Origin of the sequence: Polymorphospora rubra, assembly GCF_018324255.1 — a bacterium.
GTDB classification, from domain to species: domain Bacteria; phylum Actinomycetota; class Actinomycetes; order Mycobacteriales; family Micromonosporaceae; genus Polymorphospora; species Polymorphospora rubra.
In genome coordinates this window covers 2279377-2291163 of record NZ_AP023359.1, presented here as the reverse complement: position 1 = coordinate 2291163, position 11787 = coordinate 2279377, and the positions used below count along the sequence as shown (strand labels likewise).

The 11787-nt window shown below is 70.5% G+C and carries 8 protein-coding genes and 2 pseudogenes; 4 read left to right on the top strand and 6 right to left on the bottom strand.

Translation table 11 applies throughout. From position 1 onward, the window contains the following. Positions 1–49: 49 nt before the first annotated feature. Positions 50–724 (top strand): annotated as a pseudogene (locus tag Prubr_RS38185) (SseB family protein); the annotation flags it as partial. Between the two features lie 467 nt (positions 725–1191). Here Prubr_RS38185 and Prubr_RS38180 read toward each other — a convergent pair. Next, on the bottom strand, positions 1192–1638 hold the full coding sequence (locus Prubr_RS38180; protein WP_425518088.1) for a hypothetical protein: 447 nt from the start codon (positions 1636–1638) through the stop codon (positions 1192–1194). On the opposite strand from Prubr_RS38180, the pseudogene Prubr_RS38175 reads away from it, so the two are divergent. Together Prubr_RS38175 and Prubr_RS10565 are read left to right on the top strand one after the other, a co-directional pair. Then, positions 1583–2745, top strand: a pseudogene (locus tag Prubr_RS38175) (SseB family protein); the annotation flags it as partial. The gene Prubr_RS38180 and the pseudogene Prubr_RS38175 sit on opposite strands and share 56 nt — an antisense overlap. After that, positions 2742–3107 carry a hypothetical protein gene (locus tag Prubr_RS10565; RefSeq protein ID WP_212827844.1) on the top strand — a complete coding sequence of 122 codons (366 nt, stop codon included), beginning with the start codon at positions 2742–2744 and terminating at the stop codon, positions 3105–3107. The pseudogene Prubr_RS38175 and the gene Prubr_RS10565, both read left to right, overlap by 4 nt. A gap of 18 nt (positions 3108–3125) precedes the next feature. On the opposite strand, the gene Prubr_RS10560 is transcribed toward Prubr_RS10565, so the two are convergent. Both Prubr_RS10560 and Prubr_RS10555 read right to left on the bottom strand, forming a co-directional pair. Continuing rightward, a complete protein-coding gene (locus Prubr_RS10560; RefSeq protein ID WP_212824435.1) occupies positions 3126–4064 on the bottom strand; it encodes a DUF559 domain-containing protein in 939 nt (312 codons plus the stop codon). 119 nt (positions 4065–4183) lie between these two features. After that, complete coding sequence (locus Prubr_RS10555) at positions 4184–5104, bottom strand: alpha/beta fold hydrolase (RefSeq protein ID WP_212827842.1); 921 nt, start codon at positions 5102–5104, stop codon at positions 4184–4186. Between the two features lie 195 nt (positions 5105–5299). Between Prubr_RS10555 and Prubr_RS10550 the strand changes: the two genes are divergently transcribed. After that, positions 5300–6454: a C45 family autoproteolytic acyltransferase/hydrolase gene (locus Prubr_RS10550; protein ID WP_212824433.1), complete on the top strand. Its 1155-nt coding sequence runs from the start codon at positions 5300–5302 to the stop codon at positions 6452–6454. 12 nt (positions 6455–6466) lie between these two features. Here the strand turns inward: Prubr_RS10550 and Prubr_RS10545 are convergent, their stop codons facing one another. The 3 genes from Prubr_RS10545 to acs form a co-directional block, all read right to left on the bottom strand. After that, positions 6467–6970: a hypothetical protein gene (locus Prubr_RS10545; protein WP_212824431.1), complete on the bottom strand. Its 504-nt coding sequence runs from the start codon at positions 6968–6970 to the stop codon at positions 6467–6469. 158 nt (positions 6971–7128) lie between these two features. After that, complete coding sequence (locus tag Prubr_RS10540; RefSeq protein ID WP_212827840.1) at positions 7129–9525, bottom strand: immune inhibitor A domain-containing protein; 2397 nt, start codon at positions 9523–9525, stop codon at positions 7129–7131. A 293-nt stretch (positions 9526–9818) separates the two neighbouring features. Next, positions 9819–11783, bottom strand: a complete 1965-nt coding sequence (gene acs / locus Prubr_RS10535) for an acetate--CoA ligase (RefSeq protein ID WP_212824429.1) — start codon at positions 11781–11783, stop codon at positions 9819–9821. Between the last annotated feature and the right edge of the window lie 4 nt (positions 11784–11787).

The window sequence follows — 11787 nt, the reverse complement described above, 5'->3', positions numbered from 1 at the left end:
GTAGGTTGTACGCGATGCCTGTGGCCTCTTCGGTGGAAGGGAGGTGGCCGTGACCGAATGGGAGCCGGCCACCGAGGCCGAGGCCGCCATGCGGGACGCTTTGCGCGCGAATGACCAGGAAGTTTACTTCCGGATCCTCGCCCGTACCGAGCTCCTGCTGCCGGTCTCCGCCGACGCGCTGGCCGGCCGTACGACGATGGGTTGGGGCACCTGGAGCACGGGTGGACGTACGCACGTCCTCGCCTTCACCTCCAGTGACGCGCTCCAGGCGTGCCTGGCCGACGACGCCAGCTCTGCTCGCCGGGTGCCTTACCACGAGCTGGCCAACAACTGGCCCAATCTCGAATGGTGGCTGGCCGTGAACCCCGGCCTGCCGATCGAGGGCTACCTTCCCGCCTGGTTCGTCTCCCAACTGGCGAGAGGTGATGTCCGGTTGCCGGGCCGCACCATCGGCGCCCGGGCGCGGCTGGAGCGGGTGGAGCAGGCGGCGCGAGCGCGTGCCACCGCAGCCGTGCCGCGTTCCGCCGCCGATCCGACCTCCCCGGCGCACCCCGGAGCGCCCTCCGGCCAACGGCCGGCCGCGGCTGAAACACCAGTCTCGCCGCCGGGCGGCCGGTCCGGTATGCCGGCGCCGGTGTCCGGTATGTCGACGTCGGGCGCGCCCACATCTGGTGTGCCGACGTCTGCCGTTCCGATCTCGGGTGTTCCGACGTCTGGCGCCCCGGTCTCCCCGGCCCCTACTGTGCCGCCGCCGGTGCCGACCGCCTTCGGCCACCCGGTCGCTGTGCCACCCGTCCAGGCCGGCCCGCCGCTGGCGCCACCATCCGCCCCGGTGCCACCGTCGATCCCTACCCCGTCCGCGCCGCCTTCTCCGACGGTATCCACGGCAGCTGCGGGCCAGGCCGGCGCACCCGTCTCCGCGAATCCGGTCTCGCCGGGGCCGACGTTGCCGACCAGACCGACGGGCGGTGCCCCGTCGCCCTCGTTCTTCGAGAAACCCGCCCGGCCGCCGCGCGAGGGATACGGGGGCCCGCCCCGGCCCGCGCCGCTCGGGAACGACCGGCGTCCAGGAGCCGGTGCCTGGTCCGCGAGCGCCGGCCCGAACCCCTCAGCGCCGCCCACCGCTGATCGGCCGTCGCCCGCCGGTGACCGGTCTCCGGCGCAAGCCGGTGGCGAATGGTCGACAGCCCATCAGGGTGCCCCGGCCACCCACCCGACGGCCACGTCCTCCGGTGGCTGGTTGCCCCAGTCCGGGCACCGGGAAGCCGAGCACCACGGAGTCGACTCCGGATCCGGAGTCGCTGGCCCCGGCCGGCCGACCGGAAGCCCCAACTCCGCCCCCGAGGCGCCGGACGCGACCCCACAGTCCCACCACGGCCGGCCGGCGGTCGCGGGCTGGCTGCCCCAGTCGACCCCGACCACATTGGAGCCTCCCGCAGCGGAGCCGCCGGCCCCCACTACGCCGGCGCCGGGCGGCTGGCTCACCGATCGGGCGTCGACCGTCGAACGTCCGATCCTGCCGGCCACCCCCGAGGCAGCCGGGAACTCCACCCCCTGGAACGCCGAGCCAGCGACGGGCGGGGGCGCGGCCGGCGCCACCGGGGCGATGGCGAGCACCGCCGGGACGGACACCGACACCCCGACCGGCGCCTTCGCGGCCGGTCAGTGGGCACCTGTCACACCGTCGTCCGGCCCCGAGCCGCCGGCCGATCCACCGCGGCCACGGTCGTCGCCGGCGCCGGAGCCTGCTCCACCCGCGGTCGATCCGGCCCTCCGGGACTTCGTCGCGGCCAACTCCGTCGAGGAGAGCCTGGCCGAGGCCGCCCGAGCCGGAAACACCGACTCGTTTCTCTCGACCCTCCTGCTCGCGAAGGTCCTTCTGCCCACCACGCCCGACTCGGCCGCCGGCTCGAAGCCCGGACAGGAAGGCTTCACCTGGCACACGGAGACCCTGGACGGGGATACCTACATCGTCGTCTTCACCTCCCCGAGCGCCTGGCCGAGCATTCCGCCGAGCCGGTGGAAACGGTGGAAGTCAAGTTCATGCAGCTCATCCGGCGCTGGCCGGACGATGCCTGGTCGTTCGCGGTCAACCTGGGGTCGCCGATCGGCGCCAAGCTGCCCGGCGCCCAGATCATCGCCCTCGCGAGTTGGGCAGCCGACGTCGGGCTGGGCACCGACGATGGCGAGCCGGCCGAGCCGCCAGCAGCCGAGGAAACCACGCCCCGGTCGACGTACGCGCCGGCCCGGGAGGATCCCGGCAGTCCGACGATGATGCAGAAGACGATCGCCCCGAGCCAGGTCGCCTATTACCTCGACCGCGGCTACGACCGGGTGTCCGGCTTCGTGCACCGCGCGAACGAGATCGCCCACCTGACGTCGCCGGCCAAGCTGCATGCCGCGCTCGGGCTCGGTTATCAGGGTTCGCCCTTCAGCCGGGACATGGACGAGGTCTACGTGCTGCGGTGGCCGGCCTATCGCCCGAGCCTCTATCGCATCCCGTACGGCGGTCAGAGCGAGTCCGCCATGCGGGCGATGGAGGGCTGGGTCATCGAACGGGCGCCTTTCCGCGGCAACGGATTCGCCCCGGGTGAGAGCAGCGACGTCATCGCCGAGTTCAAGGTGGACAGTATTCGCCTGCCGCACGGCGCACAGGTCTGGCGGATCGGCGCCGACGACAGCGAGACCCTTGTCGCCACTCTGGACAGTGACGCCCCCGCCTGGAAGAAGACCGGGGAGAGCTGATGCGTGACGGCTACATTGCCCGCTGGGACGGCCGGGAGTACGAGGCCAGCCCGGACGGGGACCGGGTGCGGATCTATCAGCCGGAAGCCGGTGACGGCTTCGAAGAGGTGCGTCCGGGACGCTTCGTACGGGTCGTACCGGCAGTCGAGGTCGAGGATCTCGCATACGTACGCACCACCTGTGAGTGGAAGGGGCAGCCGTTCATCGTGCTGGCCCAACACGACAGTTGGCTGCGGGTCGAATACACCGGCGGGCGTTCACCGGTCGCCGAGTCGATGGGCCTGGAAGCCTTCGACTTCGGGGTGTATCAGGGGTGGGCGCCGGCCAGTGAAGTCGTCGAACTGCGGGAATACCGGGCCTGACCGACCAGCCGGCGCCGGTCAGCCGGTTGCCGAACGCGGGACTTCGGCGTAGGGACGGGGACGCCACCAGGACCGACGGGTCAGCGTCGCGCGTACGGCCGCGACCAGCAGATCCGGACGGCGGTAGAGGTCGTCGTCGCTGACGTACCGGATGGTCCAGCCCTGCCTGGTCAGCCAGTCGTGCCGGCGCGGGTCGAGCCGCGAACCCCGACGGTCGAGATGGGCGATGCCGTCGTATTCGACCCCGACCCGTTGCCGCAGATAGCCGAGATCCGTCCGGTGCCGTTCGACACCCCACTCGTCGGTGACGCCCAGTTGCGGCGCGGGGGCGGGCAGCCGGCCGTCGTGCAGCACGAGACGCAGGTGGGTTTCCTGGCGGCATTCGGCCAGCGGACTGGCGATGGCGGCCAGTTCCCGGGCCTGCCGGATGCCGCGCAGCCGGTCGTGCCGGACCAGTTCGGCCGTGAGCGTCTCGACGGTCACCGCACCCGACCGCAACGCCGCGTCGAGGATGGCGAGCGCGTCCGGGCGAGGCAGCGTCCGGGCAAGGTCGACGGCCGTTCTGGGCGCAGGCAGGCAGGGGAGCCCGCACACCTCGGTCAGATCGCCGAACGGCAGCACCGACTCGTGTGCCGTGACACCGCGACGCTGTGGCACGGGGGTGCCGCCCGGCACGGCGACGTGGACGGAGCGGACCGGCACCACGCCGAATCCGTGCAACTGTGCGGCGGTGTGGTGCGCCACCACCGCGGCGGGCGGCGTCACCCGCAGCGTGCCACGTACGACGTCGAGCAGGTCGGGCCGGGCCTGCGGGGCGGACCTGGACCGGTGCAGGTGCCCCGTGGCGGACTCCCAGCGGACCGCCGCCGGTGGCGGCAGCGACCCCGTCGGGCGCGGAGGACCGGCGCCACGCAGGAGACGGGGGAGTGCGGCGGCGGCATCGTAGAGGTCGGTCATGCCGCCACGATGGCGCCTGGCAGGCGTGCTGGGAAGGCCGATCCTGTTCGCCTGTGGACAACCGCCTCCCCTGTGGACAACGCCCGGATCGCGGTCGGATGTGCTATGAGCGCGAACGGTCAGGACTTGACCCAGCGCAGGACCTCGCCGAGCACCAGGTCAGGCGATTCGACGTGCGGAAAGTGGCCGACCCCGTCGAGTAGCCGCCACTCGTACGGTGCGATGACATAGCGACCGGATCCCTGCGCGGTGCGGGGCAGGGACGCGGTGTCCAGCGCACCGTGCAGTTGCAGCGTCGGGGTCACCAGCGGCTTCTGCATGAGCCGCACGAACCGGTATCCGTGCAGGCGCAGCACCGAACGGAAGGCCCACCGGTAACCCTCCAACGCGCAGAACGACGCCTGCGGAATGCGGATCGCCTCCCGGCAACGATCGGAGTACGCCTCGAACGACGGGCCGTTCACCCACGCCGGGCCGCCCCAGTCGCGCAGGAACCCGCCCACCATCGCCGCGTTGTTCCTGGTGAGCACATGCTCGTAGCGCGGAAGCTGGAACTTCAACGTCGGCGTGGCCGCCGCGAACTGGCCACGGGGATCGGCGAAGATGGCCGCCCGCAGACGCAACGGGTGCGGTGCACCGAGCACCACCAGGCGACGCACCATCTTCGGATGGAAGCTCGCCGCGGTCCAGCCCACCATGCCGCCGAAGCCGGCGCCGACGATGTTGGCCCGGCGCTCACCCAGGGCCCGGATCAGACCGGTGACGTCGGCCGCCATGGTGTAGCCGTCGTAGCCCCGGGGCGGCTTGTCGCTGGCACCGTACCCACGCAGGTCGACCGCGACCGCCCGGAAGCCCGCGTCCGCCACCGCGGGCAGCAGCTGGTGCCAGGCCCACCAGAACTCCGGAAAACCATGCAGAAAGAGGACGAGCGGTCCGGCGCCGGCCTCGACGACGTGGAAGCGGGTGCCGTTGGCACCGATGAAGCGATGGGTCCAGGGGCCGTCGTCCAACACACATGACTCGTCGACCACCGGTGTCATTCCGGCTCGCTCGCTACGCTCGCTCACGCTGTCGCCCCGCTTCGCTCGGCACCACCGTGCTCTCCACCGAGCCTGATGGTTCGCTCGCTCATGGCGCCAGCCTAGGGCCTGATCAGCGGTCTGCGGCCGATCGCGCCCCGGTTCGGCGGACCCGGCGGGTTCTCCCCGGCGGTCGGCGCCGGTTACGGTGCTCGGATGACCGTCGACCCCGCCACGCCGTACGCCGACCTTCCCGTGCCGGTCGTCAGCGTCCAGGGCACACCCGGCGAATGCGGTGCCGCGTACGGCCTGGCCGCCCGCCCGCTCGTCGCCGCCAACCTCGACCTCTACCTGCGCCGGTTCCGTGAGCAGGCCGGTCTCGACAGCGCGGCGGTCCGTGCCGCGGGTGCCGGATTCCGTCGTACGACGGTCGCGCACCACCCGCGGGTCGCCGAGATGCTCGACGGCGTCGCCGAGGGAGCGGGAGTCGCGGTCGAGGAGATCTACGCGCTCAACGCACGTACCGAACTGATCTACGGGGTGCGCCCCGACGGCGGTGACGGAGGGTGCACCGCGGTCGGCGTGTTGGGCACGCACACCGCCACCGGCAGCCTGCTGATCGGGCAGAACTGGGACTGGCATCCGGCGCAGCGGGAGGCCATGGTGTTGCTGGTCACCCGGGACGAGCGTGGCCATGCGGTCGTGACGCTGGCCGAGGCGGGCATGCTGGCCAAGGCCGGGCTCAACTCGGCCGGCGTGGGGGTCTGCATCAACATGCTGGGCTGTGACCGGGACGGGCTGCCCCGTGGGGGCGGCGCGCCAGGTGTGCCCTACCACGTGTTGCTCCGTTCGGTGCTGGAGGCCGACAGCCTGGCCTGGGCGCTGCGGGCGGCCTGCCGCAGCCCGCGTAACGCCTCGATCAACATGGTGCTCGGCCAGGCCGGGGACCACGGTGGTGAGCTGATCGACCTGGAGTTGGCGCCGGGCGAGGCGGGATGGCTGCATCCGGTGGACGGCATGGTGACCCACGCAAACCACTTCGAGGCCGGTCTGCCGGTCTTCGACACGATCAAGGAGTGGGGCGGTTCGTCGTTGTTCCGGTCGGCCCGGGCCCGGCGGCTGCTCACCGACGCGGCGGTTGCCGGCAAGGTCGGTGTGGACGACGTCATGGAGGTTTTCCGCGACCACGCGAGCTTCCCGTTGGGTATCTGCCGGCACGTCGACGAACGGGACGCGCCGCTGGACCGCTCGGAGACGGTCTACTCGGTGCTGCTCGACCTCGACGAGCGGCGGTTCGGACTGGCGGCCGGACCGCCGTGCGGGCACGACTACACCTGGCTCGACCTGGCCGGGCTGCTTCCGGCCGACTGACCGGGCGCCGGCTCAGCGCACCGGCATCACTTCGACGATGCTGTGGTGCTCGCCCGGTCCACAGTTGATCCGCAGCAGAAGCGGTTCGACCTTGACCCGGACGAAGGTGCCCTCCTGCAGCCGGACACCGCCTGAGCTGTGCAGGGCGTACAGCTTGCCGTCGTCGTTCTGGACCCCGAAGCACGGGCCGTTGCCGCCACGGACGACCAGTCCGGTGACGATCGAGTCCGGCAGTTGGTCGGTCGGTTTCTGCGGCGGTCCGCTCGGCGGCCGCAGCGTCGGGAAGTCGGTGCTGGACAGCGGTGGCGGGCTGGTCCGGCCGGACGGCGCTACGCCGGACGCCGCGGCGGTCGGGGTCGACTCGGGCGACGGCGGGTCGGGTGACGGCGTCGACGACGCCGCCGGGGGCGGCGACTGATCGGCCACGGGTGCTCCGTCCGGGTTGTTCGCGCAGCCGGCCGCCACCAGCGCGAACAGGGTCAGTCCGGTGGCGAACGGGGCAGCGGTGCGACGCATCGTGGACACGTTACTTGGACTCGGCGGCCCGCCGTACGGTTCCCGGCTCCGATCGGCCGGACCGGCGTGGCAACGCCCGGCCGGTCGTCGGCCCGTAAACGGTGACGGCGCCCGGGAAGGAGAACCTTCCCGGGCGCCGCCGGTGTGCAGGAGGTCGGTCAGGAGATACGGATCTTCATTGAAGTGCCGTTCTCTTCCACGACCCGGATCTTGACACCGGTCGCCGGGAGCTTGACGCCGTGGTTCGGCAGCTCGTCGTAGAAGTACTTCTTGGTGTCGTCGAACAGCGGTGCGGCGCCCTGGCCGCGGATGTACTGCGGCTGGCTGTTCAGGTGCAGCGTGAAGGAGTCGGCCTTCCGCAGGCTGAACGTCGCGTCGTAGACCTGGACCCGGGCCCGCCACGGCTGGCCGGTCAGGTTGTAGATCGGCCGCGGGTGGGCGTCGATGTAGAGGTTACGACCCTCACCCGGGTGGGCGAACGTGTCGTTGTCGGCCCACCGGGTGTTCCAGTACGAGATCAGGAGACCTTCCTGGTACGCGTAGTGGTCGACGTAGTCCGGCCGGGTGTTGGCGTAGCCGAAGAAGTACGGGCCGGTTTCGAGGTACTTGTCGTAACCGGTGTACGTCCGGTGGCCGGCGATGTAGAAGTTGTCGAACAGGCGGGTGTCGCTCTCGCTGACGATCGCCCACTCGCCACCCAGCGTCCAGCCCGGGGCCCCGCTCTCGGCGCCCTCGGTGGACAGCGTCGCGCCGTCGGCGGTCACGGTGATCGCGTCACCGAAGAAGCCACCGTCGGCCACCGCGGCGTCGGTCACGTAGCGGAACCGGAACGGAACGACCTTGCCGGCACCCTCGTTGAGCGGGATGTTGATGTTCGCCCACTCGCCGCCGGAGCTGCCGTCGAGCGCCGGCCGGCTGCCGCCGTCGGTGCCGCCCGGCGTGCCGTTGACCGTGAACGGCAGGGCCGTCCAGGTCGAGCCACCGTCGAACGAGGCCTCGAAGTAGAGGTAGTCGTAGCCCGCCTCGATGTCGTAGCGGCCCTTGAGCGACACGGACGCGGACGTCTTGCCGGTTAGGTCGATCGAGGTTGCCAGCGAGTCGTTGCGGTCGTTCTCGTTGCCCGAGAAGAACTGCTTCGTGCCCTCGAACGGTGCGCCGAGGTCGAAGGAGTATTCCCGTTGCGGGAGCACCACGACGACCGCCTGCGCCTTGTTCGTGTTGTAGGCCTGCGGGCCGAGCTCGAGCGTGCGTTTCTGACCGGCCACCACGACCTCGTAGTCGAGCCAGCCGAGCTGGAGCTTGTTCCACGCGCCGAGGTCACCGCCGCGCTCGCCGATGCCGCCGTCGCCCGGGGCGCCGAGGCGGCTCTGCGCCATCAGCGTCCAGTGCTCGTTGTTGTTGTCGCCACCGCTGAGGACGTTGTAGTCGTCCGGCAGGCCGAGGTCGTGCGCGTATTCGTGGTAGAAGACGCTGCGACCACCGTTTTCCGGCTGGATCGTGTAGTCGCCGATCCAGATCCCGGTGTTGCCGATCTGGGTGCCGCCGAGCGGGTTCGTCGCCGGGCCGTCGAGGCCGACCAGGTTGTTGTACGCGTACCAGCGGTGGCTCCAGATGGCGTCCTCGCCCTGCCAGGGGTCACCGTCGGCGGCGTCGCCACCGGCGTGGACGATCTGAAAGTGGTCGATGTAGCCGTCGGGCTCGTTGAAGTCGCCGTCGCCGTCGAAGTCGTAGCGGTCCCACTTGTCGAACTCGCGCATGTCCGCGGCGATCTGCGCGTCGGTGCGGCCGGCGGCCTTCTGGTCGACGACCCACTGGTTGGCGGCGTCCTTGACCAGCGCCCAGACGTTGGAGCAGACGTTGCTGCCGCACAGGTCACGACCGTAGCGGGCCTCGTTGTAGTTGACCTTGACCCAGTCGGTCACGGTGCCCTCGACGCTGTAGCGGCCGGAGGACTGCGCCTCGAAGTACTGCTTGACCGACTCCGTGCCGGCGCCCTCACCGAAGTAGAGGTCGCGGAAGTAGTCGGCGCTGTAGTCCTCCTGCCACACCGTCGAGTTGTCGACCGCGCGGTTGGGCGCGGGGATCTCGTTGTGCAGCGGACCGTCGAACCGGATCGGACCCGGCACGTTGGGGTTGCTGTCGACGTCGGGGTAGCTGGGGTGCCGGTCGTTGCCGAACTCGGCCAGGATCACGAAGATCCGGTCGGTCTTCTCCCGCGACAGTTCGACGTACTGGTCGGTGGTCTGCGCCCCACCGGCCTTGCGGGCGGCGGCACTGCGGCCGGCCGGCCCGTTGCCGGCGGTCTCGCCGACCTTGACGACGGTGCTGCCGTTGCGCTTTTCCGGCGTCGCGCGGCCGGTGAGAACGTCCGTGAGACCCTGCTGACGCAGCTCACGGCGCTTGTCCTCGAGCGGGTTGGGCAGTTCGTCGTGGAACGGCGCGGGATCCGAAACCGACGGGGATGCGTCCGGCGTCTGTGCCGGGGGCGCGGCATAAGCCGGCGAGCTGAGCGCGAAGCTCGACGTCGCCGTCAGCGTGAGCCCGAGCAGCCCCACTGCGACTCTGCGCACGTGGTACCTCCGGTTTGAGGGAACCGACCCGACGGGGGTTAGAGGGGTCGGGGTACGGCCCTGTTTTATGGGGCCATTGAGAAACCTAAACACTTGAGGGGATCGTGGGAAGTCACCGACGTCAGTTTGTTGCAGGAAATTCGCAGTCACTGCCCCAAATGTCACATCCATCGGATGTTCAGCCCCGTGCGGCTTCTCCCGGAGGTGTGCCTGACCTGCCAAAAGACCGACGGTGAGTGAGCCCTCAGTCAGGGCCCACCCACCGTCGGCGACGAAAATCAGTCCTCGTCGGACTTTCCGGACTGCATGCCGGACGAAATCAGATCCATCACCGCGGAATCCTGAAGCGTGGTGACGTCGCCGAGCGAGCGGTTCTCCGCCACGTCACGCAGCAGCCGCCGCATGATCTTGCCGGAACGGGTCTTCGGCAGTTCCGGAACGAGCATGATCTGGCGTGGCTTCGCGATCGGGCCGAGGGTCTTCGCGACGTGGTTACGCAACTCCTGGATCAGGGCCTCGCCCGCGTCGCCGGAGGTGTCCACACTGCCCCGCGGGATCGTGAAGGCCACGATCGCCTGACCGGTCGTCGGGTCGGTCGCGCCGACCACCGCGGCCTCGGCCACCGAGGGGTGGCTCACCAGCGCCGACTCGACCTCCGTCGTGGAGATGTTGTGGCCGGACACCAGCATCACGTCGTCGACCCGGCCGAGCAGCCACAGGTGGCCGTCGCTGTCCTTCTTGGCCCCGTCGCCGGCGAAGTACATCCCCTCGAACCGCGACCAGTACGTCTCGACGAACCGGGCGTCGTCCCCCCAGATGGTGCGCAGCATCGACGGCCACGGCTCGCGCAGCACCAGGTAGCCGCCACCACCGTCGGGCACCGACCGGCCCTGGTCGTCGACCACGTCGGCGGCGATGCCCGGCAGTGGGCCCATCGCGCTGCCCGGCTTGGTCGCCGTGACGCCCGGCAGCGGCGAGATCATGATCGCGCCGGTCTCGGTCTGCCACCAGGTGTCGACGATCGGGGCCCGGCCCCGGCCGATGTTCTCCCGGTACCACATCCACGCCTCGGGGTTGATCGGCTCGCCGACGCTGCCGAGCACCCGCAGCGACGACAGGTCGAACCCGGCCGGGATGTCGTCGCCCCACTTCATCATCGTGCGGATCAGGGTCGGCGCGGTGTAGAGGATGGTGACCTTGTAGCGGTCGACGATCTCCCAGAACCGGGCCTTCGACGGGGTGTCGGGCGTGCCCTCGTACATGATCTGGGTGGCGCCGTTGGCCAGCGGCCCGTAGACGATGTAGGAGTGGCCGGTCACCCAGCCGATGTCGGCGGTGCACCAGTAGACGTCGGTCTCCGGCTTGAGGTCGAACACCGCGTGGTGGGTGTACGCCGCCTGGGTCAGATAGCCGCCGCTGGTGTGCAGGATGCCCTTGGGCTTGGCCGTCGTGCCGCTGGTGTAGAGGATGAACAACGGCTGCTCGGCGTCGAACGGCTGCGCCACGTGCTGGTCGCTGGCCGTCTCGACGGTCTCGTGCCACCACAGGTCCTTGTCCGTCCAGGCCACGTCCTGCCCGGTACGACGTACGACCAGCACGTGCTCGATCGTCGGCGACTTGGCGACCGCCTCGTCGACGGTCGGCTTCAGCGCCGACGGCTTGCCCCGGCGGTAACCGCCGTCGGCGGTGATGACGACCTTGGCGCTGGCGTCGGCGATCCGGCTGGACAGCGCGTCGACCGAGAAGCCACCGAAGACCACGCTGTGGGTCGCCCCGATCCGGGCGCAGGCCAGCATCGCGACCGCCGCCTCGGGAACCATCGGCAGGTAGATCGCCACCCGGTCGCCGGCGACGACACCCAGGTCGGTCAGCGCGTTGGCGGCCTGGCCGGTCAGCCGGTGCAGTTCGGCGTACGTGATGGTGCGGGTGTCGCCGGGCTCACCCTCCCAGTGGATCGCGACCCGGTCGCCCCGGCCGGCCGCCACGTGCCGGTCGAGGCAGTTGTAGGCGACGTTGAGCTGCCCGCCGACGAACCACTTCGCGAACGGCGGGTTCGACCAGTCGAGGATCTCGTCCCACTCTTTCGCCCAGTCGAGCCGGCCGGCCTGGCGCGCCCAGAACGCGAGCCGGTCCTCGGCCGCCTCGTCGTAGGCGGCGGCGGTGACGTTTGCGGCGTCGGCGAGCGCCGTGGGTGGCTCGAACCGCCGCGTCTCCTGAAGCAGGTTCTCGAGAGTCTCGCTCATGCGT

Bases quoted from the DNA above. Each gene is read 5' to 3' on its own strand.
- Prubr_RS10560 (WP_212824435.1), bottom strand. From the start codon at position 4,064: ATGACCGACCTCTACGATGCCGCCGCCGCACTCCCCCGTCTCCTGCGT.
- Prubr_RS10555 (WP_212827842.1), bottom strand. From the start codon at position 5,104: ATGACACCGGTGGTCGACGAGTCATGTGTGTTGGACGACGGCCCCTGG.
- Prubr_RS10550 (WP_212824433.1), top strand. From the start codon at position 5,300: ATGACCGTCGACCCCGCCACGCCGTACGCCGACCTTCCCGTGCCGGTC.
- acs (WP_212824429.1), bottom strand. From the start codon at position 11,783: ATGAGCGAGACTCTCGAGAACCTGCTTCAGGAGACGCGGCGGTTCGAG.
- Prubr_RS10545 (WP_212824431.1), bottom strand. From the start codon at position 6,970: ATGCGTCGCACCGCTGCCCCGTTCGCCACCGGACTGACCCTGTTCGCG.